The organism is Marinobacterium rhizophilum (assembly GCF_024397915.1).
Lineage (GTDB): Bacteria > Pseudomonadota > Gammaproteobacteria > Pseudomonadales > Balneatricaceae > Marinobacterium_A > Marinobacterium_A rhizophilum_A.
Map to the genome: position 1 here is coordinate 579,281 of NZ_CP073347.1, position 26,474 is coordinate 605,754.

The window sequence follows — 26,474 nt, forward strand, 5'->3', positions numbered from 1 at the left end:
GGCCCCGGAACAAGCGCTAACGGGGCTTGTTAGGTGTCTGTTTTAAAAGCAGCTCTCTTCGCCGGTTATTTGCGTGGTGAAGCGATTCTAGGATTGCCAGATTCAGGCGGTGTGATCAGTGCAGGGCAGTCCCTGCTTCGAAATTCGGCGGCGCACAAGCTTTCTTGCTGCGCTCTGAAGTTATTGGACGGACGGCCAATATTTCAACTTCGATAATTAGGCAGGGTATTATCGAATTTTAATATGATAAGTATGGTTTCGGCTATTTTTATAGAGTGTTGGGTTACGCTTCGCTAACCCAACCTACCGGTTTTGTTTAGATTTATAGGGCAATCATTGACTCAGTGCTAAAAATACGAAGTAATAATATCCTTGTTGCTGATAATGAGTGAAATTACCGAAATAACGGCTGCATACATTGCATACCGCGCAGCTCGCCAGGCTGCGGCAGATTGTGATTGAGCTATTGCGTTGGCTTTTTCTGAGATTGACAACGCTTTGCGGGCAATAGATAGGGTCTCTTCTTCCCGTGCGTCCCGTTTAGATGAAGCAGCTAGGGCTCGCTCATCGTCTTTCAAGCGCAGCCACTCTTGAGCATAACTAAGCATGATCCGGTTAGTCCGGCGCCATGTACCTTTATTAACTTCGATTCGAACCGCAGATTCGCCGTATTTTTAAAATTTTTTAAAATAATCATCTTGTTCTTGTTTGGTACTGACATGCGGCATAACTGAGAAAACCTTATCCTTCAAATACTGCGCATGCGCATTTACGCGCAGACCAAGACAACACGCAGAAAGCCTAAGCGACTAAAAATAAAAGATGTTTGAGTATTCACAGCCATCTTCCTCCATTGAAAATGATCTTGCGTTTTCTAGAGTTTTGCAGCGGCGGTGTCCGCCAGCCTGTAATTCCCGATGGGTCGATATTGCCTCATTTCAGACAGTGGTGCCAGCGAGAATTGAAACCCATGCGGGCATTGGCTTCTACTCTAATCACGGCTCACGGCTCACGGCTCACGGCTCACGGCTCACGGCTCACGGCACAAAGTTCCCGGCGCCGCTGCGCCGAGGCCGCATGCTTCAAAACCCCAACCGATGGGCGCTATACTCAGGGCAGGCTGAACCGGGGCGCAGGGCGCGCCCGCATACATCTGGCGACTCGCCACAACCAGGACGTACAGGTCGCAGTAACCCGGCTACCGGGCCCCAGGGCCAGGAGGCAACATGGTTGGCAAGGCTGTCCTCACGGCAGGCTCCTCGTCCCCCAGCGTTGAATTGACACCCGCTGTACTGCGGCTGCAGAACGAGGTTTTTCGTGGCAGCGGCGGGGTCAGTGATGAAAACCGCGAAATGGGCTTTCGGCCCGCCTTCTACGACATGGAAACCGGTGAGGTCTATCCTTCCTGCTTTGCCAATGGCTTGCCGGCCCCGATGCACCTGCTGGATGGCCTGCCGCCGGAGTTGGTGCTGGCCCGGCACGACAGCGGCCGGGTCTCGGCGGTGCGCAGCGGGCTGGTGGCGGGCTTTATGCGTCACGGCCATTTCTTCACCCGTGCCCAGGCGGCCCTTGCCAGTCGGGAAAGCGAGCGTAGCTCCCGCGTGCTCGCCAATCCGCAGCACCATTACCGCCTGCTGGATGTGTGGGAGCGCTTTATGCTGGGGCAGGATTACGCCGACGAGGCGATCCGACCGGTGGTAGAGGATTCCTGGCGTCGCTGCCATGCCTGCAGTATCGATCCGCACCTGGGCAATGCACCGCTCAGTGATGATGCCGGCCAGGTGGAGTACCGGCGCTACCGCCAGTCGGACCTGCGCGATGCCGCCTACCCGGTGCTGCAGCGGGCCGCCGAGTTGCTGCACAACTCCAGCAGCGTGATTCTGCTGACCGACGAACAGGGCCTGATTCTGGACATAGCCGGTGAGCGCAAGACCCAGGTGGCGGCCCAGGCCGTGAACCTGGTGCCCGGCGGCCTCTGGAGCGAAGAGGCGGTGGGCACCAATGCCATCGGCACTGCCCTGGCCGCGAGGGAGGCGGTGCAGCTCTACGGTGCCGAGCACTTTTGCAGCGGCATCAAGCATTACACCTGTTCGGCCGATGTGATTCACGATCCCCATGATGGCCGGGTGATCGGTGCGGTGGATCTGTCGGGCCTGACCGAAACCTACCAGAGCCACGCACTGGATTTTGCCATCAGTGCCGCGCGCCTGATCGAGACTAACCTCGCCAATGCCTATTTTCGTTCCCGTGAACAGGTGCTGGATGCCAGCCGTGCGCTGTTCCGGCGCTGGAAAGACCGGGGGCTGCTGGCGTTCGATCGCCGTGGGCGCCTGGTACGTGGCAATGACCTGGCACAGCGGATGCTGAAAAGCCTCGATGCCGGGCTGGAACTCAGTCCACAGACCCGCCTGGCGGCGCTGGATCTGGACGACACCAGCCAGGGTGCCACCGTGGCACCGTCCTGGCTCCACGCGCAGACGCAGCAGCCGATCCTGTCCCGTGGCCGCAGCATCGGCACCCTGCTGGTGCTTGAGGCGGCACAACAATAGCCCGGTCCGGATTTTGCGTTCGGCAACGGTCGCTTGGTCCGGACCTTGATCTGCATCAGTACCCTTTCAGTAAAGCCGTTTACACTGGAACCCTGTGTCTGTTGCACAACAGCGGCGGCGTGAAAAGGAGCAGGGTATGGGTCTGGCGATTGATCTGAATGGCAAGAGGGGCATCGTGCTGGGGCTTGCGAACGCGCAGAGCATTGCCTTTGGCTGTGCCCAGGCGCTGCGCGAGGCCGGGGCGCAGCTGTGCATCAGTTATCAGAATGACAAGGCCCGCCCCCATGTTGCACCCCTGGCGCAGGAGCTTGGGGCCAGTATCTTTCAGGCCTGCGATGTGTCTCATCCAGAGGAGCTGGAGCAGCTATTTGATGCCGCGCACAAGCGCTGGGGCAGCATCGATTTTGTGGTGCACTCCATTGCCTGGTCGCCGCTGGACGAACTGCATGGCCGGCTGCTGGATTCATCGCCACAGGGCTTTGCCCGGGCCATGGATATTTCCTGCCATTCCTTTATCCGCGCCGCGCGCCTGGCGGAAGCCCTGATGCCCGCGGGCGGCACGCTGCTCAGCATGAGCTATTACGGCGCGGAAAAAGTGGTTGATCACTACAACATGATGGGGCCGATCAAGGCAGCGCTGGAAAGTTCGGTGCGCTACCTGGCCGCGGAACTCGGCGGCATGAATATCCGCGTGCACGCGCTGTCGCCGGGCCCCATGCCCACCCGCGCAGCGTCCGGTATTGCGCAGTTCGACAGCCTGATGGAAAGTACCATAGCCAGGGCGCCGCTGCACCGGCTCGGCACGCCGCAGGACGTGGGTGCGATGGCGGCATTTCTGGTGAGTGATCTGGCGGCGAACCTGACCGGCAGCACGCATTATGTTGATGCCGGAGACCACATCATGCTGTGAGGGGCTGCCGCCTGACCAATGCAGCGCTACTTGAGCAGGAACACCAGCGTCATCACCAGTCCGACACCAATCACGATGCCGCGCACGACGCGCGCCGGCAGGGCGCGGGCGATACCGGCGCCGCTGTAACCCCCGAGCGTTGCCGCCAGCATCATGATCAGGGCCTCGGGCCATTGCACGATGCCGGCCAGCGCGAAGGCGACCACTGAAATGGACGACAGCACGAAGGACAGCAGGTTCTTCAGACCGTTCATCAGGTTGAGTTCCTGCATGCCGGCGGCGGCGAACTGCGCCAGCAGCATGATGCCCAGGCCGCCATTGAAATAGCCGCCATAAATCGCCACCACCAGCAGGCCGGGCACCATGGGAAGCGGTGTGCCTGAGCGGCGCAGCAGGGACATCAGGCGGTTGCCGAAGGCGAACAGCAAGGTGGCGCCCAGCAGCAGAAAGGGCACGGCGATATCGAACACCGCCGCCGGGGTGATCAGCAGCAACAGGGCGCCGCTGATGCCGCCGGCCAGCCCCGTGAGGCTGAGGCGCACCAGCAGGGCGCGATCCAGAGTTTTGAGTTCGCGCTTGAAGCCCAGGGTGCCGCCCAGGTAGCCCGGCAGCACCGCCACGGCACTGGTGGCATTGGCCGCAATGGGCGGAATGCCCGCCCAGACCAGGGCGGGGAAGGTCAGAAAACTGCCGCCACCGGCGATGGTGTTGAGCACCCCGGCAAAGTAGCCGGCCAGAATCAGCAGCAGGTAATCAAGGGGTGTCATGTCCAGGGCATCCTTGTGCGGCAAGAGGCAGGCGGTCGATAGCCTAACCGCAGTGCCCTGGCAGCGCAATTACCCTATTGCAAAAAATGGAAATCACTTCCATAAGTATGGCTGTGTGTAAAAAGCCAGAGTCCAGCTCGGACTCTGGCTGGATACTCGCCTGAACCAGGAGCGCGTCCTGATCAGGCGCTCTGGGCCTCGCTCTTCATCACCTCGTACAGGATACGGGCGCCACGGCCGATCTGGTCCGGCGTCGAGTACTCGCTCTCGTTGTGGCTGATGCCGCCCACGGAGGGGACGAAGATCATCGAGGTCGGCGCCACGGTGCTGATATTTACCGCGTCGTGGCCGGCGCCACTGGTCATGCGGCGGTAGCTGCAGCCGCTGCTCGCCACGGCGCGTTCCACCGCAGCGACGCAGTCGGCATCGAACACCGTGGGTGGCGAGTCCCAGATGCACTCCAGCGTCACTTCCACACCGGCCTGGGTGGCGATGCGGTCAAGCAGGCCGCGGGCGTCCTGTTCCATGGCCTGGAGGCCGTCGAGGCTGGCGTTGCGCAGGTCCAGCGTAAAGTTCAGATCGCCCGGAATCACGTTGCGCGAGCCCTTGGGAATGCAGAGCTCGCCGATGGTGCAGCGGCCATCTTCTGCCTCGCGCGCAGCGGCCATGTCGATCAGGGCGCTGATCATTTTCGCCGTGGCGCCCAGGGCATCGCGGCGGTAACTCATGGGGGTGGGGCCGGCATGGGCCGACACGCCCTTGACGTTGACATCGTACCAGCGCATGCCGAGCACGCCGGTGACCACGCCCAGGTCCTCGCTTTCGCGCTCCAGCACCGGACCCTGCTCGATATGCAGCTCGAAGAATTTGGCAAACTTCTCGGCGCCCACCTCCAGCGCGCCGTCGTAACCGATGGCCTTGAGCGCATCCCCCAGGCGAATGCCCTGGGCATCGGTCTGGTTCAGGGCGTAGTCGAGGCTGAACTTGCCGCTGTAGACGCCCGACGCCACCATCGCCGGGGCGAAGCGCGAGCCTTCCTCGTTGGTCCAGATCACCACTTCCACCGGTCGGCGGGTATTAATGCCGTGGTCGTTCAGGCTGCGAATCACTTCGAGCCCCGCCAGGCAGCCGTAGATGCCATCGAACTTGCCGCCCGTGGGCTGGGTATCCAGGTGGCTGCCGGTACTGATGGGCAGGGCATCCGGGTCCGTGCCCGGGCGGCGGGCATAGATATTGCCGATGCGGTCGATACGGATCTCGCAGCCGGCGTCGGTACACCAGCGCACGAAGAGGTCGCGCCCCTGGCGGTCCAGTTCGGTGAGGGCCAGGCGGCAGCAGCCACCGGCATCGGTGGCGCCGATTTCGCCCATTTCCATCAGGCTGTTCCAGAGTCGCTGGGTATTAATAGTAGGTTCGGACATCGATGGGCTCCCGGTAGTTGTTGCTCGATAGGTGCATGACACCAACGTGGTTATTGGTAGCCAATGTAATGAACCCGGTGCCGCCGCCGATATACCCCCCACGGGATATACAGCCGGTGCGATGCCGGAGGGTAGACTGGGGGCCTGTTTACACTCACTTGCGCTTTTTATAGCGACTGCAACGGGAATGATTATGGCGAACAAGAGCTATGACGACTGGAAAGCCCAGGCTGCGGGCCTGAGCCTGTGCGATCAGGCCTGGATCGACGGGCGCTTCGTGCCGGCGCTGGGTGGCGAGACGTTCGCCACCGTTAACCCTGCCACCGAACAGGTCCTGGCCGAGGTCGCCGCCTGCGACAGTGCCGATGTCGATGTCGCCGTGCGCAGTGCCCGTGCCGTCTTCGCCCGGGGCGACTGGTCCGGGCGCTCGCCAGCGCAGCGCAAGCAGGTATTGCTGAAGCTCGCTGACCTGATCGAGCTGCACCAGGACGAGCTGGCCCTGCTGGATACACTGGACATGGGCAAGTCGATCCGCGAATCCACCGGTATGGATCTGCCGTCCAGCATTGACTGCTGGCGCTGGACCGCCGAAGCCGTCGACAAGGTATACGGTGAAATCGCCCCCACCGGCAATGATGCCCTGGCGCTGATGAGCCGCGAGCCTATCGGCGTGATCGGTGCCATCGTGCCCTGGAACTACCCGCTGATGATGGCCAGCTGGAAGCTGGCGCCGGCGCTGGCGGCGGGCAACTCGGTGGTGCTGAAGCCATCGGAAAAGTCACCGCTGAGCGTGCTGCGCCTGGCCCAGCTGGCCAGGGAGGCCGGCCTGCCCGATGGCGTGCTTAACGTGCTGCCGGGGTATGGCCATACCGCCGGCAAGGCGCTGGCGCTGCACATGGATGTGGATGTACTGGTGTTTACCGGCTCCACCCGGGTGGCGGGCATGCTGATGGAGTATGCCGGCCAGTCCAACCTCAAGCGCGTCTGGCTCGAAGCCGGTGGCAAGTCGCCCAATATCGTTTTCGATGACTGCGAGGATATCGCGCAAGCGGCCGCCAATGCGGCGGCGGCGATCTACTCCAACCAGGGCGAGGTCTGCATAGCGGCGTCAAGGCTGTATGTTCAGAAGGGCATCCGGGACGAATTCCTGGCTGCGCTGCGCGAGGCGGCCAGGGCCTACCAGCCCGGTGACCCGCTGGATCCTGCCACCACCATGGGGCCGCTGGTGGATGCCGCCCAGCTGGAAAACGTGAACCGCTATATTGCCTCGGGCCTGGAGGAGGGGGGCAGCCTGCTGTTCGGTGGCGTGCGCGAACACCGCGCCGGCGAGGGCTTTTATGCCCAGCCGACCCTGATCGGCGATGCCCACAACGGCATGACATTCGTGCGCGAGGAGATTTTTGGGCCGGTGCTGGCGCTGTGTGGTTTCGACACCGAAGAAGAAGCGGTGCAGCTGGCCAACGACAGCGTTTATGGCCTGGGCGCCTGCGTCTGGACCTCGAACCTCAAGCGCGCCCACCGCGTCAGCCGCAAAATTCAGAGCGGCATGGTGTGGGTCAATGGCTGGGGTGATGGCGACCAGACCGTGGCCTTTGGCGGCGTCAAGGGCTCGGGCAATGGCCGTGACAAGTCACTGCATGCGCTGTCGAAATACACAGAACTGAAAACCATCTGGTTCCGGCTTTAGTAGCAAGGATAAAGGAGCGAGGGGAAAGCAAGAGGCAAGCTAAAAGACGAAAGGGGCTATGCGACTCTAGCCGGTATATGCGCCGGGACGCTGTTTGTCCGTCAGATTAATAGTGACTCAAACCCTTAGGTGTAAAGGGCGTCTCCATCGGGAGGCGCCCTTTTTTGTGCTGTGAAGCCAGGAAAATAGCGCTGATACACAGCTTGGGTCCAGGGCTCAGGGGCAGGTATTTGTGCCGTCATAGTGTTTATTCCTACATATTCTCTGTAATTTTTCCTATTATAGGAAAAACAAATAAAAATCGAAAAAATGCCTTTGACGCTGTTCGGTGCCAGAGGGAAGATCGATATCAGAGGACGACAGCCATGACCAACAAAGACAACTACCAGCTCAAGACACTGGGCCGCGGACTGGAAGTACTGGCGCTGCTCAAGGCAGCACCGGGCCCGGTGACGCTGTCGGCGTTGTCGCGCCAGCTCGGTGAGCCGACCACGGTGGTTTTCCGCATACTGAAAACCCTGGAGGCCTGCGGCCAGATTCGCCAGGACGGCACCGGCAAGGCTTACGGGACCGTGATGCAACCCCAGGACGACGGCGCTACCGTGGAGCGGACCCTCGCGACGGTACGGGCGCTGGGAGAGGCGTATCCGGGCACGGTGTCGGCGGCGGAGCTGGCGACACTGTTTGCGTGCCAGGCGGCGGATCTGGCCGGTCTGTTGCGGGCCCTGTGTCGCGAGGGCGTGATCGAGCAATCACGCGAAGGCTACTGGCGCCTGGCCCATGGCTGTCTGGCCCTGGCAGCGCCGCTGATCGGGCAGGATGACCTGGCCGCAGATCTGCAACCCATCATGGAAGCCCTCAGGCGCGAGACCCGCGAGACCGTGCTGCTGTACCGCATCAGTGGCGAGCGCCAGACCGTGGTGGTCTCGCTGCCAAGTCCCCAGCCGATTCGTTACGTGCTGGGTGTGGGCAGCGCTTTCCCGCTGTACCTCGGTGCCGGTGGCAAGGTGGCGCTGGCCTATATGCCGGCGGCCGATGCCCGTCGTTATCTGGAGCAGGCCGACCTGGTATCCAGTACCGACTATGTGCCCGAGGCGAACAATATCCAGCTGATGCTCAGCCGCATTCGCCACGATGGCTATGCCATCACCCTGGGGGAGCGCGTGGAGGGGGCCGCCGGTGTTGCGGTCCCGATCTGCGGGCCCCAGGGGCAGCTGGAGGCCGTTATCAGTATCGTTTTGCCGGCGTTTCGTACCGACCGCGCGCAGCTGGAAAGGATGGCGACGCAGCTGCGTCGCACCCTGGCCGATGCCGGTTACCGGGCCGATGCCGGCAGTTAGCAAGGCACCACCGTTTACAGGAGAATAATATGATTCGTGATGAGCAGCGTCAGCAGAACCTGCTGGCAGAGGTCCGCGACTGGGTGCGCAGCGTGGCGATCCCCAATGAAGAGCGGGTGGCCCGCGAGGCCGAGGTGCCCGCGGAGCTGGTCGAGGATATGCGCCGTCGCGGCTTTTTTGGCTGGAGCATTCCGGCTGCCTACGGCGGTCGCGGCCTCACCACCGAGGAGCTGGTGCAGGCGGCACTGGAGCTGTCGCAGTGCTCGGTGGCGTTCCGGGCCCGGGTGGGCACCAATACGGGGATAGGTTCCGAGGCGCTGGTGGCCGATGGCACCGAGGCGCAAAAGCGTGCCTACCTGCCGAAGCTGGCGACGGGCGAATGGACCGGCTGTTTTGCGCTAACCGAAAAGGAAGCCGGCTCCGATGCCACGGCGCTGCAGACCTCTGCGGTGCGTGACGGTGACAGTTATGTGCTGAACGGCGCCAAGTGTTTCATTACCAATGCCCCCATCGCGGACCTGTTTACCGTACTGGCGCGCACCGATCCGAGTGATCCAAGCCACCGGGGTATCAGTGCCTTTCTGGTGGAGCGCGGCACGCCGGGACTGAGTACCGGCGAGCCCTACCAGATGATGGGCCAGGCCGGCTCGCCGGTGTCCGAAGTCTATTTCGACAGCTGCCGGGTGCCGGCGGCCAACCTGATTGGCGGTGTTGAAGGCCAGGGCTTTCGTACCGCCATGAAGGTGCTCAACAAGCAGCGGCTGCACCTGGCGGCACTGTGCACCGGACCCGCCATCCGCATGCTGGACGAGGCCATCGGCCATGCCCTGCAGCGGCGCCAGTTTGGTGAGCGCCTGGCGGACTTCCAGCTGGTGCAGGCCATGCTGGCCGACAGTGAAACCGAGATTCAGGCGGCGCGGGCCCTGATCCTTGATACGGCACGCATGCGTGACCGTGGCGAGGATGTGTCCAAGGCGGCGTCGGTCTGCAAGTACTTCGCCTCGGAAATGTGCGGGCGGGTGGCGGACCGGGCGGTACAGGTGTTTGGTGGTTCCGGTTATGTCGCCAACTACAGCTGTATCGAGCGCCTGTACCGCGATGTGCGGCTGTTCCGCCTCTACGAGGGCACCAGCCAGATGCATCAGATCAATATTGCCAAACAGCTGTTACGCAGTGCCGAGGCGAACTCGGCGACCTGAGTACCTTTGGGCCTCACCGGGGCCTGAGCGATGCCGGCAGCCAGGGCGCTGTCGGCGTGGATATAACATCCTATAACAACAATAGCGGAGTGACCTCATGACCCATTCGACCTTCAAACAGACCGCCCGCACGCTGATCGCGGGGCTCGCGCTGGGCGCCACCACAACCCTGGTACAGGCCGAGTCCTATCCGTCCAGGCCCATGACCATGGTTATCCCCTTCCCGGCGGGTGGCGTGACCGATACCCTGGGCCGGGCCACTGCCTTGCAGCTGGGCGAGGTGCTGGGAACCAACGTTGTTGTGACCAACAAGCAGGGTGGAGCCGGCACCATCGGCATGGCGCAGATCGCCAAGTCCAAGCCCGATGGCTACACCCTTGCGGTAGTGCCGGCGGCGCCGCTGGTGAATCAGCCCAACCTGCGCCGTTTGCCCTACGATGTCGACTCCTTCGACTATATCTGCCAGCTGTTCAGCAGCCCGATGGTGCTCGCCACCAAGCCGGATTCGCCGTTCAGTACCCTCAGCGAGGTGGTCGACTATGCCAGAGCCAATCCCGGCACCCTGTCCTACGGCACGCCGGGGCCCGGCACCTTGCCGCATCTGGCGATGGAACAGTTACTGGATGTACTGGACCTGCAGCTGCGCCATGTGCCCTTTACCGGTGACGGCCCGGGTGTCACCGCCCTGATGGGCGGGCATATCGACCTTTACCTGGCAACGGGCACCGTGGTGTCGGATAAGGAACTGCCCGCCGTGGCGGCCTTCGCCGATAGCCGTATCGACCGGCTGCCGGAGCTGGCCACCGCCACCGAGCAGGGCTATGCGCTCAATGCCGATCTGTGGGGCGGCCTGATTGCGCCCAGGGGACTGGCGGCAGAACACAAGACGCGCCTGGCAGAAGCCTGCCATACGGTGGCCCAGAGCGAGGCCTACCGGACGCAGCTTAAGTCCCTGGGCACCGATGTCACCTACCGTGACGCGACGGCCTTCCAGGACTATGTGCACAAGATGTCGGCAACCAATGCCAAGCTGATCGACAAGCTGGGCCTGGCCCAGTAGGGGAGTGGTCATGACAAAACTCACGGATCTCTGGATAGGCGCGGGCGTGCTGCTGATCGCGGCACTGCTCTACGCCACGGGGCTGCCGCAGGCGGATACCATGGGGATGTCTATCGCCATGGATCCCGGCTGGTATCCCTGGCTACTGCTGGTACTGGCCATGCTGTGCGGGCTGGGCCTCATCGTCTCGGCCCTAGTACGCCGCGGTGTTGGCAGCGACATCGCCAGCGGGGTGCGACCGGGGCGCATGGTGGCAGCCATGCTGGCCATTTCCCTCTATGTCGCGGGTTTCTGGACCTTTGGCTACTGGGTGGCAACGCTGCTGTTTATTCCGGCGCTGAGCTGGGGGCTGGGGCATCGCAAGCCCGTCGAGGTCGCACTGGTGACAGTCGTCGTCACGTCCCTGGTCTGGCTGGTGTTTACCCAGCTGCTGCTTATTCCGTTGCGGGACTGGCCCTTTTAGGGGTACAGCCTGCCAAGCCGACAACCTGTAGGAGGCCCTATGGATAGCTTGATTACTGCGCTTTTGATGCTGGCGACGCCGGCGGCGCTGATGGCGGTTGCCGGGGGCACCCTGTTCGGAATCCTGGTCGGCGCCTTGCCGGGCCTGGGTTCGGTACTGGGTATCACCGTGATTCTGCCCTTTACCTATATGCTGGATCAGACCACCAGTATCGCCCTGCTGCTGGGGACCTACTGCGGTTCCGTTTACGGCGGCAGCATTTCCGCCATCCTGATCAATACGCCGGGAACGCCGCAGTCCGCGGCTACGGTGCTGGATGGCTACCCCATGGCCCGCAGTGGCCGCCCGGCCCTGGCCCTGGGCTGGGCGACGGTAGCTTCCACCTTCGGTGGTCTGCTGGCCTGCGGCATCCTGATTGTTGCGGCACCTGCGCTGGCACGCTTTGGTCTGCGCTTTGGGCCGATCGAGTATTTTGCCCTGGGGCTCTTTGCCCTGAGCTGCATCGTCTCGGTGGCCCGGGAAAGCCTGCTCAAGGGCGTGCTGGCCGGTGTGTTCGGGCTCTTTCTGGCCACTGTGGGGCAGGACCCGGTGACCGGTGCCATGCGCTTTGACTATGGCTCCTTTGAGCTCAGTGCCGGCATTTCCCTGGTGCCCTTGCTGGTGGGGCTGTTCGCGGTATCGGAAGTGCTCTGGCGTATTGCCGGGCCTGCGGAACGCGGCGGCGCCACGATCATGAAGGCCGGTTTCGAACTGCCCGGGTGGGCGGCGTTGCGCCAGCGTTTCTGGCTGATGATCAAGTCCGCCCTGATTGGTACTGGTATCGGTACCTTGCCGGGTATCGGCGCCACCGCGGCCTCCCTGGTGAGTTATGCCGATGCCAAGCGCACTTCCCCCCGGCGCGACAAGTTCGGCAGCGGCGAGCCCGATGGCATCGTCGCGTCCGAGTCCGCCAACAATGCCGTGACCGCCGGTGCCCTGGTGCCCACACTGTCGCTGGGTGTGCCTGGTGACCCGGTAACGGCGGTGATGCTGGGGGCACTGACCATACAGAACATCACCCCGGGTCCACGGCTGTTCAGCGAGAATGGCGACCTGGTGACCTACCTGTTTCTGGCCCTGATTGCCGTCAACCTGGCGATGTTTGTGCTGGGGGCCTTGCTGGCGCCGGCCTTCAGCCGGCTGCTGAAGCTGCCCGAACCGCTGCTGATGGCGTCGGTGGTGGTGCTGGTAACCGTGGGCACCTATTCCGTGAACAGCAGCGCCTTCGATCTGGGCATCGTACTGCTGGCGGGGCTGGTGGGCTTTGTGCTGCGCTGGCTGGCGTTTCCGCTGGCCCCGGTGGTGATTGGTTTCGTGCTCAGCCCCATGATTGAAGGCAGCCTGCGCCAGGGCATGATTCTGACCGGCGACAACTTCTGGGCCTTTGGCACCAGCCCGATTGCAGCGGTGCTGTTCGTACTGACCGGGCTCTTTCTGCTCTGGCCACTTTATGGCTGGTGGCGCGGTCGTCAGCGCAGTGGCGCCAGTGCTAACCCGGTCTCGGGCGACTAACGACTTCCACAGGCGCCGCGACCGGCGCTGACCAAAAATTCTGAATTAACCCTGTGCGAGGCGGCCTGCGATGGCGGGCACCCCTGTGCCTGACAGGGTATAGCAATGTTGCAAGAGGTGAGTTATGCAAACAGCACGTGATAACAAGCCGCTGGCCGGTGTGCGGGTGGTGGAGTTCGGACAGTTTATCGCCGGTCCCGGTGCGACCCAGATCCTCGCGGACCTGGGCGCCGATGTCATCAAGATCGAGAGCCCCAATGGCGACAACGGTCGTCGTTTCGGCGTCAATGCGGCCAGCAAGGGCCGCAGCGGCATGTTCATGGCGTACAACCGTGGCAAGCGCTCCATTGCGCTGGATCTGCGCCACCCGGACGGCGCCGCCATTGCGCGCAAGCTCGCGCTGGGCGCGGATGTGGTGGTGCAGAATACCCGGGTCGGTGTGATGGCCGCCATCGGGCTGGATGCCGCAACCCTGCGCGAGCAAAAGCCCGGTCTCATCTATGCATCCATCTCGGGCTTTGGCACCGCTGGACCTTCGCGCCAGCGGCCGGGGCTGGACATCGCGGCCCAGGCGGAAAGTGGCATGATGTCGCTGACCGGTGAGCCCGGCGGCACACCGCTCAAGACCGGCTTCGCCGTGGTGGACGCCGCCACGGCCACGGCCACGGCCAATGCCATCCTGGCGGCCCTGTTCCGTAATGCCCGCAGCGGCGAAGGCGCCACGATCGAAACCTCGCTGCTGGCCGTGGCCATCGGCCTGCAGGCGCAGATCTGGGCCGAATACGGCTGCTCCGGCCGGTTGCCGCAACGGGCCGGCAATGCCCAGCCCCTGGTGGCACCGGCTGCGGACCTGATCAAGGTGAGCGATGGCTATATCGTGCTGTCCGCCTATATGGAAGATCACTGGAAGCGCCTCTGCGAGGCCATCGGGCAGCCGGAACTGGCTACCGATAGCCGTTTTGCGACCAGCAATGCGCGGGTACAGCACCGCCCGGCACTGATGGCCATCCTGCACGACGCCTTCGGCACCCTCGCCGGTGAAGAGGTGCGGGCGAAGCTGGAAGCCTTCGGTGTGGTGGTCGGCGTGGTGCGTGACTATGCCCAGGTGCAGGCCAGCAAGGATGTGCAGGCCTGCGGTATCTTCCAGTCGGTCGCTGATGGTCTGGGTGGCGAGGTACAGGTGCCAGGCCTGCCTTTCAGTCTTGCCGATGCGACCCAGGGGGCAGCCCCGGCACGGGTGCCGGGGCTGGGTGAGCACAGTGCCGAGATCCTGCAGCAGGCCGGTTTTGACGCAGCCCAGGCGCAGGTGCTGGCCGAGGCCGGCGTGGTGGCGATGCCGGCATCGGCCCGCGCGGCAGGGGCCGGGAGCCCCGCAAGCGCATCCACCGCGTGCCCGCTCTAAGCGCCGCCGATGTCGCAACCGCCATCGCAACCGCAAGCCGCGAATGCCGCGGGCCCGCTGCGTCAGGCCGCGGCATTACTGTTGCTGGCGCTGGTGGTGGCGGCGACCCTTGGGTTCAACTTCGCCGATCAGGGCTGGCTTAACTGGCTGGCCTGTGGCGCTCTGGCCGGCTATCTGGTGGTTGTCGCGGATCGGCTGAACGGCACATCCAGAGCCTTTGTGGTACTGGCGCTGGCCGCCAGCGCGGTAATGGTTCTGCTGGGGCGCGACCTGGTCGCGGTGCTGTACGAGGGGGGTGCCAAGGCCTGCCTGTTTGCGTCCTTTCTCGGCGCTATCGGCATGCTGCGACAGGCCGCCGAGGGCTCCAGCCTGGTCGCACGGGTCGGGGACCTGCTGATCCGTGTGCGGCCGCTGTGGCGCTACCCGCTGTTGTGCGGGGGTGGCCAGCTGTTGAGCGGCTTTCTCGCCGCCGGCGCCCTGAATATCCTCTGTACGGCGGTCTACCGGGGCAATGATCGTATCGGGCATTCCCAGGGCGCGGCCCTGCAGCAGCTACGGCAGCGGCGCATGATCACCGCCTTGCTGCGCGGACACTGCATGGCGCAGTGCTGGGCGCCGACCTCCCTGTTTGTGGTGTTGCTGCTGGCGCTCATCCCCGAACTTCAGCCAAGCCGGCTCTTGCCCTATTCGGCCGGCATGGCGCTGCTGGCGCTGGGGCTGGGCTGGGGGCTCGATCAGCTGGGCAGCCGACGATTGGCGGTGTCGGCCGTGGCCCGGTCGGCACTGCTGGAGTTTCAGGCGGACAAGCCACCGCTGTGGCCTCTGGTCTTGCCGCTGCTGCTGCTGTTTTCCACGCTCTGTGGCCTGACCTTTGGACTGGCGCGGTGGCTTGATATCAATTTTGTGCAGGCCCTGGTGATCGCCTTTCCGCTGTTTGCCATGGGCTGGACACTGCTGCAGTGCCCTGGTGACGCGGCACCGCAAGGGGCCCGACAGCGCCTGGGGCGACTCTGGCTTGAGGGTTTTCCGGGGCAGGGCAACGAAATTGCCCTGATGGGAAGCAGCGTGTTTCTTGGCGTGCTGGTGGCCAGGCAGATCGACCCCGGCGCCATTCTCGCGCTGATCGACGCCGGTGGGCTGGCGCCAGCGATTCTGGTGTCTTTGTGCGCCTGGAGTATTCCGTTGCTGGGGTTGCTGGGCGTCAATCCCACGGTTAGCGTCACTATCCTGGCGAGCCTGTCGGATGCCTTGGTGACGGCCGGTATCCCCTTGCTGCCTTTTGCAGTCACAATCCTGGGGGCCTGGTGCATCAGTGCAGGGGTATCGCCCATTGCCCAGCCGGTACTGATCGTTGCGCGTAGTATTCGCCGTCACGCGGGCGTCGTTGGCCCGCGCTGGAACGGCTTGTACAGTCTGGTGGCCATGCTGGCATTGACACTCTGGGTGTGGCTGGTCCTTACATAGAAGTACCAGCTTAGCTGGCGGCGAGGCTGGGAAGATGCCCCAGGAACATGGAAAAAGCTCGGACTGGGTGCCGGTATTGAGCCGGGCGTGGATGCTGTTGCGGTGTAATCAATTCGCCGTCACGCGGGCGTCGTTGGCCCGCGCTGGAACGGCTTGTACAGTCTGGTGGCCATGCTGGCATTGACACTCCGGGTGTGGCTGATTTTTGTATAGCGCGGTCAGCTGGCGGCGAGGCTGGAAAGATGCCCCAGGAACATGGAAAAAAGCTCGGACTGGGTGCCGGTATTGAGCCGGGCGTGGATGTTCTTGCGGTGAACCTTCACGGTACCGGCGCTGATGTCCAGCAGCTCGGCGATGGCCTTGGAGGAGTGACCCTTGAGAATCAGCCCGGTGATTTCCTGCTCGCGCCGGGTCAGCACGCCGCTACCAAAGGTGGCCAGGGCGTATTCCATGGCATCGCGGGACTCTTCGTTGTGCACATAGTCCGCTGACTGGGCCAGCCAGAACTGGTGCACCAGGGCGGCGATCACCGGGAATATCTGGTTCAGGGTATTGCGTTCGGCCCGGGTAATGGAACCCAGACTGGACTTTCGCCCCAGCGACAGCGTAAAGCTGACATCGTTTTCCAGCCCGATCACCAGAATGATTTCATCCACCAGACCGAATTCGTTGTAGCAGCTGCGGCAGTACTCGCTGCTGTCGAAACTGTCCGGGGCAATCTCCCGCAGCCGGTATACACCGCCCGACAGCCCGCCCTGGATGGCGTTGAACAATGGGTCCAGCAGGTAAACCTGGTTGACGTAGCGCTTCAGCGCCGGCTCCAGGTGCTGCGGATGGTTGCTGAGCACGACGATGGGCTTGAAGGCATGCTTGTAGGTGGCGATCAGCAGGGTATCGAAGCTCACCAGGGACTGCAGGCAGTCGTTCAGCACCTCCGGGAAGTTACGCATTCGAATATGATCAATCAGCCGTGCCAGATCCTTGTGCCAGCTTTGTGAAGGGGATGTGCCAGGGCCGACTTTATTCATTCGGTATGAGCCAGAATCGTGATTAATGTGAGGGAGTCGTGTCAACTGTAGCACAGGATCTGACTTTTAGGTCTTGTCTAAGCGTTTGAAAGTCTTCGAGTTATTGCTGGTATATGCGGTGTTGTTGCTAAAAGTGGCGGCGGCTATCCCCTGGGGGGTATAGATGGCGTTTTAGTGCCGGTAGTACTTTAGCCCCATGGATCGAATCCATGGCGGCAATGCCACTGGAGATAACTTTAAATAACGCAGAACACCGCGGGGCAATTCACATGGCACATGATATTAATAGGTTGTGGGAACAGGATAAGGCGCACTTTATCCATCCGTTTACCGATTTCTCGGTTTTCGAAAAGGAAGGCTGCGATATTATTACCGAAAGCCGCGGCGAATATGTTTTCGATGGCAAGGGTAATAAATACCTCGATGGTATTGCCGGCCTCTGGTGTGTCAATATCGGCCACGGGCGCCGGGAAATGGGGCAGGTGATGGCCGAACAGGCCGAGCGCATGGCCTATTATTCACCGTTCAACAACCTCTCCAATGTGCCGGCGATTGAGCTGTCTGCAAAGCTGGCAGAGCTTGCACCATCGAACCTGAATCATGTGTTCTACAGCTGCGGCGGCTCGGTGGCCAACGATACCACCATCCGCATCGTGCACTACTACTTCAACCAGCTCGGCCAGCACGACAAGAAAATCATTATTTCGCGCAACAACGGTTACCACGGTACCACCTATGTGTCCGCGACCCTGACCGGCATCGAAAGCAATAACTGGGGCTTTGATACGGCCGACCAGTTTGTGCACCACGTGTCCGAGGCCAACTGCTACCGTCGTCCCGAAGGCATGACAGAGGCGCAGTACTGCGATCACCTGGTGGCAGAGTTCGAGGCCAGCATCCAGGAACTCGGCGGTGCCGACAAGGTCGCCGCCTTTATTGCCGAGCCGATCATGGGGGCGGGCGGCGTACTGGTGGCGCCAGAGGGTTACCACCGTCGCATGCACGCGGTCTGCAAAAAGTACGGCATGCTCTATATCGCCGACGAGGTGGTCACGGCCTTCGGGCGCCTGGGACACTTCTTTGCCAGCGAAGACGTGTTCGGCATTCAGCCGGACATTATCAACTGCGCCAAGGGCCTGACCTCGGGTTATATTCCGCTGGGTGCGACCCTGCTGAGCGATGAAATTTACGCCGTGATCAGCAAGCCGCAGCGTGAAGGTGCCGTATTCAGCACCGGCTTTACCTATTCCGGCCATCCGGTAGCCTGCGCCGCGGCGCTGAAAAACATCGAGATTATGGAGCGCGAGAACATCTGTGCCAACGTGCGCGACGTTGGACCCTACCTGGAAACGCAGCTCAAAACCCTGCTGGACCTGCCAATCGTCGGTGATGTGCGCGGCAGCCACTTCATGATGTGTATCGAAAGCGTGGCCGACAAGGCGACCAAGGCGCTGCTGCCGATGGAGGCCAATGTCGGCAAGCGCATTGCCGAACAGTGCCAGAAACGCGGCCTGATCGTGCGGCCCATCGCCCACCTGAACGTGCTGTCGCCGCCGCTGATCTGGAACCGCGACACCGTGGACCAGGTCGTGGGGATTCTGCGCCAGAGTATCCTGGCCACGGTTGAATCCCTGATTGAAGACGGCCACTACCAGGCGTGAGAGCCTGGTCTTTCGCCGGGTGGGCACGCGTCCGCCCGGTCTCGACAGCATCTATAGTCAAAGAAAACAGGTTGCCTGCGATGAGTGACACTAACGCTAACCTCAGCCCCAAAGCACTGGGTTTCCGGATGCCGGGCGAGTTCGAACCCCATGATGCCTGCTGGATGCTCTGGCCCCAGCGCGGCGATGTCTGGCGCCTGGGCGCCAAGCCGGCACAGCGGGCCTTTGCCGCGGTGGCCGAAGCCATTTCCCGCAGTGAAACCGTGTTTGTGGCGGTGGGTGACGGCCAGTACGAAAACGCCCGCGCCATGCTGGCTCCCCATATTCGGGTGGTTGAAATCAGCTCCAACGACGCCTGGATGCGGGACATGGGGCCGAGCTTCGTGATCAACGATGCCGGTGAACGGGCCGGTATCGACTGGCATTTCAATGCCTGGGGCGGCCTGGATGGCGGCCTCTACTTTCCCTGGGACAAGGACGACCGCGTGGCCCGCAAGGTGTGCGAAATCAATGGTGACCGGCGTTTCCGGGCGCCCTTCGTGCTGGAAGGCGGCGCCATCCATGTGGACGGGGAGGGCACTGTGCTGACCACCGAGGAGTGCCTGCTGAACCCCAACCGCAATCCACACCTGAACCGCGAGCAGATTGAGGCGCAGCTGGGAGACTACCTCAATGTGTCCAAGGTCATCTGGCTGGACCGTGGCACCTTTAATGATGAAACCAACGGCCATGTCGACAATATCGCCTGCTTCGTCCGCCCGGGTGTGGTGGCGCTGCACTGGTGCGATGACCCGGCCGATCCGCAGTACGCCATTTCCCAGGCCGCCTACGAAGTGCTCAGCCAGGCCACGGATGCGAAAGGGCGCAAGCTGGAGGTGCACAAGCTGCCTCAACCAGGTCCGCTGTTCATGAGCGCCGAGGAAGCCGTGGGGGTTGATCTGTGCGAGGGCAGCCATCCGCGTACAGAAGGCGAGCGCATGGCCGGCTCCTATATCAATTTCTATATCGGTAATTCCGTGGTGGTGTTCCCGCTGCTGGACAAGGCTCTGGATGGCCAGGCGCGGGAAATCCTGCAGGGGCTCTTCCCCGAGCGCGAGATCATTGGTGTTGATGCGCGGGAGATCCTGCTCGGCGGCGGCAATATCCACTGCATTACCCAGCAGCAGCCCAGGGCCTGATCCCGGCTGTCGCGAATCACCGAATCATCGTTGCAATACGTCGGCATCAGACCTTCGGCCTGCCTGTGAGGTCTGGTGTCACATTCCCGTTGCAGCGAATAACAACTATAACGAGGGATACCCATGAGTACTTCGACCGATGCGAGCATGAAGCTGAATGCTGCACCACCCAGCCAGACCCTCGCGGTAGGCGCCATTGCGCTGGCCGTGGTGGGCTTTGCACTCTACTGCTTTCATACCTATGGTACGGACGGCGCTTTCGGCATGCTCAGCCTGTTGCCGACAGCCGTGGTCATTGCCACGGCGCTCTATACCAAGCGCACCATCGAGTCGCTGTTTATCGGCGTACTTGTAGGCCTGCTAATGACCAACTCTGTGGCGGATTTCATCCCGGCGCTGGGAGGCACCTTCCTCGATGTCTTCATGAACGAGACCGTGGCCTGGATCTTTATTGCCTGCGGCCTGATGGGCAGCATGATTGCCCTGGTGACCATGGGCGGCGGCGCCGAGGCCTTTGGCCGCTGGCTGACCACCAAAGTCCACAGCAAGAAGGGCACGCTGTTTTCCACCATGGCCCTGGGGCTGGTGATCTTTATCGATGACTACCTCAATGCACTGACCATCGGTGCGTCCATGCGCAAGGCCACGGACCGCATGAAAACCTCGCGGGAGTTTCTGGCCTACGTGGTGGACTCCACCGCAGCGCCGGTGTGCATCATCCTGCCGTTCTCGACCTGGGCGGTGTTCTTTTCCGGCCTGCTGGAAGAAAACGAAGTCGCGGCCGACGGCCAGGGCATCGACCTGTTTATCAGCTCCATTCCCTACATGCTCTACGCCTGGGTTTGCCTGGTGGTGGTGATGCTGGCCATCAGCGGCAAGCTGCCGTTGCTGGGGCGCATGAAAGCCGCGGAGCGGCGGGTCGAAACCACCGGCGAGGTGGTGAGCGAAGCGGACCAGCCCCATAACGTCGAGATGAAAGGCGGGGTGGAAAAGTCCCACACGCTGAATTTCTTCGTACCGATTGCCTCTCTGATCTTCTTTACCTGGTATTTCGATATCGACATCATGTCCGGCGCCATGGCGTCCATCTTCGTGACCCTGGCGTTCTTCGGCGTGCAGCGGCTGCTGAGCCTTGGGCAGATGTTCGATGGCATTCTGAAGGGCTTTGTCGGCATGATCATGCCGCTGGGCACGCTCTTTGGCGGCTTTATGCTGGCGGAAGTCAACGATACCCTGGGTACCACCGAGTACGTCATCAACGCCACCACCACCTTCATGACCTCCGAAATGCTGCCCATGGTGGCCTTCATCGTGATGGCGGCGCTGGCGTTTGCCACCGCCTCCTTCTGGGGTATCTTCGTGGTCGGCATGCCCATCATCCTGCCGCTGGCGCTGGCGGTAAACGCCGATATTCCTGTCGTAGTGGGGGCCATGATTTCGGCCTCGGCCTTTGGCTCCCATGCCTGCTTTTACGGTGACTCCACCGTGCTGTCGGCCAAGGCCTGTGGCATCAGTCCCATGAGCCACGCCATTACCCAGTTGCCCTATGCGCTGCTGGGCGGGGTGATCTCGGCCCTCGGCTTTCTGGCGCTGGGTTTCATGCCTTAGGCCCTATCCTGCTGCGTGACCCCTGAAACGCCCGGGCATTGCTGCCCGGGCGTTTTTTTGTCCTGGATCCTGACAATAAAACTGCGCAGATGCCCCGCAACTCTGGCGCCCTGTGCCTTAACGCGCCAAGATAGTCGTGCACCAAACAGGTGCCACGTCTTTCCAAGATACCAGGGATGATTTCTCAATGGGCCCTATCCGACAACTCACCGCCCTGCTGGCCAGCTATGGGTTGCTGCTGCTGGCTAACGGCATGTTTACCACCTTGCTGAGCCTGCGTACCCGGCTGGAGGGCTTCCCCACCGAGCTGATCGGCCTGGTGATGGGCAGCTATTTTCTCGGCCTGTTTCTCGGGGCCCGCTACGGCGCTGGCGTCGTCAACCAGGTGGGTCATATCCGGGCCTTCGGGGTTTTTGCCTCGCTGATTTCCATTACGCCGCTGGTACACATGCTGCTGGTGTCACCGACACTCTGGTTTGTACTGCGCCTGATCGCGGGCTTCAGCATGGCAGGCCTGATCGTGGTGACCGAAAGCTGGCTCAATGCCCGGGCCGAAGACCATAACCGCGGTGCGGTACTGTCGATCTACATGCTGATCAACTACCTGGGGGCGGGCTCGGCGCAGCTGTTGCTGATGCTGGATGACCCGGGGGGCTACCGGCTGTTTTTGCTGGCATCCATTACCTTTTCAGCCTCGCTGATCCCGGTTTTGCTGACCCGCACCGTGGCGCCCTTGCCCGAGCCTCCGGGGCCGCTGCGTATTTCACCGGTGCTCAAGGCCTCCCCCGTGGGTTTTTTCGGTGCCATGGCCGCCGGGCTGATCAATGCCTCCTTCTATACCATGGGGCCGCTGTCGGCGCAGGATGCAGGGCTCAGCGCCGATCAAATTGCCCTCTTTCTGGCCTGCGGCATTCTCGGTGGCCTGGTGTTGCAGATTCCGCTGGGGCGCCTGTCGGATCGCATCGAGCGGCGCAAGGTTATTGCCATGGCTTCTGTCGGCACCTCGCTTTGCTGTGTTGCGCTGGCCTGGCTGGTGATTGGGGAAGTGGATGTGAAGTGGCTGCTGCTCGGCAGCTTCAGCTATGGCTGTCTGGCATTTACGCTCTATTCACTGGCCGGTGCCCATGCCAATGACTGGGGCGACCCCTCGCGGCGGATGCAGACGGCCGGCGCGCTGCTGGCGGGTTTTGGCATCGGTGCCATTGTCGGGCCCTTTCTCAGCGGCTCGGCCATGGCGGCGATGGGCCCCTCGGGACTCTTTGTATTTAGCGGTGCGGTAGCCCTGATGCTGGCGTTGTTCAGCATCTATCACAGTGCGCGCCGGGGCGTTGCACAGCACAAGCCGCGATTTGTACCGCAGCCGAGCACGCAGTACACCTCGGATGAGTTGTACCGGGCGGTACAGGAAGAAAGGGAGGGTGAAGGCCAGCAAGGCGGCGCTGCAGTCAATGCAGACGCGAAGGGCGACAGGGTGCGGCGCAGAGAATGAAGGGCTGAGCCCTGATCGCCCCGGGATGATCCCGGAGCGATCAGCTGTACTCAAACGCTGCTTTTAGCCTGCATGGCGGATCTTTTTTTCATCCAGATTCGCACGAATGGCCAGAGCGAAAACAGCAGGGTGATGGCGATGAACACCAGGGAAATCGGGCGGGTAAACAGGGGGACAATACTGCCGTCATACAGCATCAGCCCGGTTCGCAGCTCTTTTTCCGCCAGGGGCGCGAGGATGTATCCCAGTACGAAGGGGCCGATCGGATAACCACCGCGGCGAAAAATAAAGCCCGCCACGCCAAACCCCAGCATGACCCAGATATCGAAGAAACTGTTGCCAAGGGAATAGGTCCCAATGACGCAGCACACCAGGATCGCCGGGTAGAGATAGGCCTTGTCGACCGATGCGATGGCGGCGATCTGGCGCACGCCAAGGAACATCAGCACCACCATCACAAGGTTGGCCACAAACGCAGCGGCAATAACGCCGTAGGCAATGTCCGGGCTGTTCTGGAACAGCAGCGGCCCGGGCTGCAGGTCATGAATGACCAGGGCGCCGATCAGGATTGCATCAATAACACTGCCGGGAATTCCCAGGGTGATCAATGGAATCAGGGCGCCGTTGACCGACGCATTGTTGGAGGATTCGGCGGCGACGACGCCGGCTTCCTCACCGGTGCCAAAGCGCTCCGGGTGTTTGGAGAAGTTCTTGGTGACCGTATAGGCGACGATGGCGGCAACCGCGCTGCCGACCCCGGGCAGAACGCCAATCCAGGTGCCGATCAGGGATGAACGGGTGGCGTTGGGGCCATGTTTTACCAGGTCCTTTTTGCTCGGCAGCAGGTCCCTGAGAGGAACCTTCTGCTGGCTGACTTTGCGGTCGGGCTTGAGCAGGTCTTCGATGATCTGGCTGATAACAAATACGCCCAGCAGCACGGGCAGCAACTTGAAGCCCGCACTGAGGTCATCGAAGCCAAAGTCATAGCGCATATGGCCCGAGGACTTGTCGGTACCCACCATGGCAATGGCCATGCCGAACAGGGCGATGAGCAAGCCCTTGACCATGGACCCTTCCGAGATCGTTGCAATCAGCACCAGCGCCATCATCACCAGGCTGAACAGCTCGTAGGGGCCGAACTGCAGCGCAAAGCTCGCCAGCGGCGGAGACAGCAGCGCAAGGAAAACCCAGGAAATGAGACCGCCGACAAAGGACGCCATGATGCCAAGGCTGAGTGCACGGCCGGCCTTGCCGCTGGTCGCCAGCGGGTAGCCGTCCAGGGAGGTCATCAGGGCGGAGGGGGTGCCGGGCATTTTCAGCATCACGGCGGTGATCAGGCCACCACTGACCGAGCCCACGTAGATGGATACCAGCAGCATCAGGGCCAGCAGGCTGTCCATGTAGAAGGTCAGGGGCAGCAGCAGCGCGATCAGCATGGCGCCCCCAAGGCCCGGAATGGCACCGACGACGATCCCCAGAAATACCCCCAGGGTGATGAAGAACAGCGGGGCGGGCTGCGCCAGCGCTACAAATGCAGAGAGTAACTGGTCCATGGTAGGCGCCTCAACCTGGCAAAATGATGTTCAGTACATCGGAGAACAGGTAGCTCAGCCCGATGCCAACCACCGCGGCGATGATGATCACCGGTGGCAGTTTCCTGATGGAGAAGTTCGTCATGCAAAAGCCGAGCAGCGTCAGGTAAACGCCGGTAACGGCCGCGAAGGGCAGCCCGCCAAGGGTCAGTACCATCAGGTAGATAACCGTCAGTCCCGCCGTGGCAAGGGTGCGCCTGAGTTGCGGCTGGGGCTTGGGCGCAGTGCCGGTTTGGGTCGACACAGGCTGCGGGGTGCGAACAATGGACACCAGGCGTGCTCCCAGCAGTAGCAGCAGGGCGATACCGATAATACGGGGCAGCCCGGCGGGGCCCATGGGGTCATATTCGGGCCCTGGCAGCGCGCTGGCGCCGATGACGAGAAGCAGGCCTGCAGCTGCCAGCAGCACCAGGCTGCCAAGCTCCGGTCCGATTCGTTTCTTAGTGTTGTGCATGAATAGGTTTCCCTGGATCGACAAGGTCATGGTTGGGCTGCGGCGCCTGTTCAGGCGCGGTAGCTGGGCAGCGGGGAGCGATCCTGCATGGCGATACTTTCACGCATCATGGCTTCGATCAGCTCGGCTCTTGTGGCCTGGTAATCGGGATTATCCCAGAGGTTGCACAGTTCGTGGGGGTCATTTTCCAGGTCGTAGAGCTCGCTCCAGCTTTCACCGTGGCGCAATGACAGGCGCCAGCGCTGGGTCAGGTAGGTGCGCACGCGCTGTGGCTGGTCAAATCCGACCATGCTTCTCTGGCTGTCTTCCTCTATCAGCAGGCCGGCGCGCTGCGGTTGCGTAGAGTCCAGGATATCGATGCCCTGGATGCCGTTGAATGGCTGGATATGGCTGCGGCGCAAAATAGACGGTGCTATATCGATGCTGCTGCACAGGCGCGGGTCTGTCGAGGACTCGCGGGGTGCGGTGGGGTCATGCCAGATGAACGGAACCCGGATCAGTCCCTGGTAGTGCATCAGCAGCTTGAGCATCAGACCGTGATCGCCCATGTAGTCACCGTGGTCCGAGGTGAAGCAGACAATGGTGTTGTCGGCCAGGCCCGATTCTTTCAGCGTTGCCATGACGCGGCCGATGGCATCATCAATCATGCTGATGCTGCCATAGGTCAGGGCCGTGATTTCCTGGGCCTCGCGCGCGGTCACCATGAACGGGTCCTGGCTGTTGCGGTAGTTCTTGCCTTCTTCCAGCGCCTGGCGCATGGCGTCCAGCGGCGGGATGTCGCCCTTGCCAAAGGATTCGGGCAGCGGGATCTGGTCAGGGTCGTACATGTCCCAGTATTTTCCCGGTGGCGTAAAGGGGTGGTGCGGATCGGGAAAGGACATGGTCAGGAAAAAGGGGGCCTTGTCGCCGCTCTGGGCATGCTGCTGGATGTATTCCTGGGTTTTCTGCGCAATGTAGCTCGTGGAGTAGAGTTCTTCAGGTATACGGGTGCGCCATGCCTGGGGCGAATTGTAGCGTTCGTCCGGCAGGGCGTTCTCGGGGCCGCGCAGGCTGTCGGCCTCGGGGCACTGCTGCTGCAGCCAGACCTCGTAGTCGCCGGTCACGCGATCGGCGTGGTCATTGGCAATCAGTACCTCGTCAAAGCCATAGAAGGGCGTGCTGACGCGGTGCTGCGGGTTTTCCCGCCAGCGCTTGCTCAGTTCCTGGTCATAGGGATTGCCCTTGCGCTGGTGCTTGCTGGCTTCCTGCAGGCGGGTGGAGGGTTCGGCCATGCCTTCGTCCAGGCTGTATCCAATAGAGGCGGGCAGTCCGGTCATGTTCTGAATATGGGATTTGCCAATCAGGGCGGTTTTGTAGCCTGCATCCCGGAGCAGCTCGACAAAGGTGGTGGCCTCGGTGGACAGCGGAATGCCGTTGTGGCGCACGCCGTGCAGCGATGGCATGCGCCCGGTCAGAATGCTGGCGCGGTTGCACATGCAGATGGGGTTGGCGACATAAAAACGGTCGAAGCGGGTGCCGGTGGCGGCCAGCGCATCGATGTTGGGGGTTTTGACTATCGTATTGCCGTAGCAGCCCAGGTGATCAGCACGATGCTGGTCGGTAATGATGAAGAGGTAATTGGGTTGATCAGCCATGTTGGGTCACCAGACTT

General features: G+C 62.0%; 21 protein-coding genes. 14 read left to right on the forward strand and 7 right to left on the reverse strand.

The genetic code is table 11. From position 1 onward, the window contains the following. Positions 1–347: 347 nt before the first annotated feature. Complete coding sequence (locus KDW95_RS02540; RefSeq protein ID WP_255854680.1) at positions 348–578, reverse strand: hypothetical protein; 231 nt, start codon at positions 576–578, stop codon at positions 348–350. A gap of 648 nt (positions 579–1,226) precedes the next feature. Here KDW95_RS02540 and KDW95_RS02545 point away from each other — a divergent pair. Both KDW95_RS02545 and fabI read left to right on the forward strand, forming a co-directional pair. Continuing rightward, positions 1,227–2,549: a sigma-54-dependent Fis family transcriptional regulator gene (locus KDW95_RS02545; protein WP_255854681.1), complete on the forward strand. Its 1,323-nt coding sequence runs from the start codon at positions 1,227–1,229 to the stop codon at positions 2,547–2,549. A gap of 136 nt (positions 2,550–2,685) precedes the next feature. Further along, the gene (gene fabI / locus KDW95_RS02550; protein ID WP_255854682.1) at positions 2,686–3,459 is read left to right on the forward strand and encodes an enoyl-ACP reductase FabI; all 774 of its coding nucleotides are present in this window, start codon (positions 2,686–2,688) and stop codon (positions 3,457–3,459) included. 26 nt (positions 3,460–3,485) lie between these two features. Here the strand turns inward: fabI and KDW95_RS02555 are convergent, their stop codons facing one another. After that, positions 3,486–4,226 carry a sulfite exporter TauE/SafE family protein gene (locus tag KDW95_RS02555; protein ID WP_255854683.1) on the reverse strand — a complete coding sequence of 247 codons (741 nt, stop codon included), beginning with the start codon at positions 4,224–4,226 and terminating at the stop codon, positions 3,486–3,488. 182 nt (positions 4,227–4,408) lie between these two features. Further along, positions 4,409–5,647 carry a Zn-dependent hydrolase gene (locus KDW95_RS02560; RefSeq protein WP_255854684.1) on the reverse strand — a complete coding sequence of 413 codons (1,239 nt, stop codon included), beginning with the start codon at positions 5,645–5,647 and terminating at the stop codon, positions 4,409–4,411. A 193-nt stretch (positions 5,648–5,840) separates the two neighbouring features. Here KDW95_RS02560 and KDW95_RS02565 point away from each other — a divergent pair, with 193 nt between their 5' ends. The 8 genes from KDW95_RS02565 (at position 5,841) to KDW95_RS02600 (ending at position 15,813) form a co-directional block, all read left to right on the forward strand. Continuing rightward, positions 5,841–7,334, forward strand: coding sequence for an aldehyde dehydrogenase (locus KDW95_RS02565; RefSeq protein ID WP_255854685.1), 1,494 nt, complete (start codon positions 5,841–5,843; stop codon positions 7,332–7,334). Positions 7,335–7,699: 365 nt separating this feature from the next. Next, a complete protein-coding gene (locus tag KDW95_RS02570; protein WP_255854686.1) occupies positions 7,700–8,674 on the forward strand; it encodes an IclR family transcriptional regulator domain-containing protein in 975 nt (324 codons plus the stop codon). Between the two features lie 29 nt (positions 8,675–8,703). Further along, positions 8,704–9,873, forward strand: a complete 1,170-nt coding sequence (locus KDW95_RS02575; protein WP_255854687.1) for an acyl-CoA dehydrogenase family protein — start codon at positions 8,704–8,706, stop codon at positions 9,871–9,873. 97 nt (positions 9,874–9,970) lie between these two features. After that, on the forward strand, positions 9,971–10,933 hold the full coding sequence (locus KDW95_RS02580) for a Bug family tripartite tricarboxylate transporter substrate binding protein (RefSeq protein ID WP_255854688.1): 963 nt from the start codon (positions 9,971–9,973) through the stop codon (positions 10,931–10,933). A gap of 10 nt (positions 10,934–10,943) precedes the next feature. Continuing rightward, complete coding sequence (locus KDW95_RS02585; RefSeq protein ID WP_255854689.1) at positions 10,944–11,396, forward strand: tripartite tricarboxylate transporter TctB family protein; 453 nt, start codon at positions 10,944–10,946, stop codon at positions 11,394–11,396. A 39-nt stretch (positions 11,397–11,435) separates the two neighbouring features. Then, on the forward strand, positions 11,436–12,947 hold the full coding sequence (locus tag KDW95_RS02590) for a tripartite tricarboxylate transporter permease (protein ID WP_255854691.1): 1,512 nt from the start codon (positions 11,436–11,438) through the stop codon (positions 12,945–12,947). 124 nt (positions 12,948–13,071) lie between these two features. Next, positions 13,072–14,349 (forward strand): CaiB/BaiF CoA transferase family protein, encoded by a 1,278-nt coding sequence (locus KDW95_RS02595; protein ID WP_255854692.1) that lies wholly within the window; start codon positions 13,072–13,074, stop codon positions 14,347–14,349. Positions 14,350–14,358: 9 nt separating this feature from the next. Further along, the gene (locus KDW95_RS02600; protein WP_255854693.1) at positions 14,359–15,813 is read left to right on the forward strand and encodes a hypothetical protein; all 1,455 of its coding nucleotides are present in this window, start codon (positions 14,359–14,361) and stop codon (positions 15,811–15,813) included. A gap of 218 nt (positions 15,814–16,031) precedes the next feature. On the opposite strand, the gene KDW95_RS02605 is transcribed toward KDW95_RS02600, so the two are convergent. Continuing rightward, entirely contained in the window at positions 16,032–16,841 is an 810-nt protein-coding gene (locus KDW95_RS02605; RefSeq protein WP_255854694.1) for a helix-turn-helix domain-containing protein, read from the reverse strand. Between the two features lie 269 nt (positions 16,842–17,110). On the opposite strand from KDW95_RS02605, the gene KDW95_RS02610 reads away from it, so the two are divergent. The 4 genes from KDW95_RS02610 (at position 17,111) to KDW95_RS02625 (ending at position 22,777) form a co-directional block, all read left to right on the forward strand. After that, positions 17,111–18,502 carry an aminotransferase gene (locus KDW95_RS02610; protein WP_255854695.1) on the forward strand — a complete coding sequence of 464 codons (1,392 nt, stop codon included), beginning with the start codon at positions 17,111–17,113 and terminating at the stop codon, positions 18,500–18,502. An 80-nt stretch (positions 18,503–18,582) separates the two neighbouring features. Next, positions 18,583–19,680 carry an agmatine deiminase gene (gene aguA / locus KDW95_RS02615; RefSeq protein ID WP_255854697.1) on the forward strand — a complete coding sequence of 366 codons (1,098 nt, stop codon included), beginning with the start codon at positions 18,583–18,585 and terminating at the stop codon, positions 19,678–19,680. Positions 19,681–19,803: 123 nt separating this feature from the next. Further along, positions 19,804–21,288, forward strand: a complete 1,485-nt coding sequence (locus tag KDW95_RS02620) for a Na+/H+ antiporter NhaC family protein (RefSeq protein ID WP_255854698.1) — start codon at positions 19,804–19,806, stop codon at positions 21,286–21,288. Between the two features lie 187 nt (positions 21,289–21,475). After that, complete coding sequence (locus KDW95_RS02625) at positions 21,476–22,777, forward strand: MFS transporter (protein ID WP_255854699.1); 1,302 nt, start codon at positions 21,476–21,478, stop codon at positions 22,775–22,777. 50 nt (positions 22,778–22,827) lie between these two features. Here KDW95_RS02625 and KDW95_RS02630 read toward each other — a convergent pair whose 3' ends face one another. Genes KDW95_RS02630 through KDW95_RS02640 form a run of 3 tightly spaced genes read right to left on the reverse strand, consistent with a single transcriptional unit; the run spans position 22,828 to position 26,457 of the window. Next, positions 22,828–24,330 carry a tripartite tricarboxylate transporter permease gene (locus tag KDW95_RS02630; protein WP_255854700.1) on the reverse strand — a complete coding sequence of 501 codons (1,503 nt, stop codon included), beginning with the start codon at positions 24,328–24,330 and terminating at the stop codon, positions 22,828–22,830. A 10-nt stretch (positions 24,331–24,340) separates the two neighbouring features. Next, positions 24,341–24,823, reverse strand: coding sequence for a tripartite tricarboxylate transporter TctB family protein (locus tag KDW95_RS02635; RefSeq protein ID WP_255854701.1), 483 nt, complete (start codon positions 24,821–24,823; stop codon positions 24,341–24,343). A 50-nt stretch (positions 24,824–24,873) separates the two neighbouring features. Then, a complete protein-coding gene (locus KDW95_RS02640) occupies positions 24,874–26,457 on the reverse strand; it encodes a sulfatase family protein (RefSeq protein ID WP_255854702.1) in 1,584 nt (527 codons plus the stop codon). Positions 26,458–26,474: the final 17 nt, after the last annotated feature.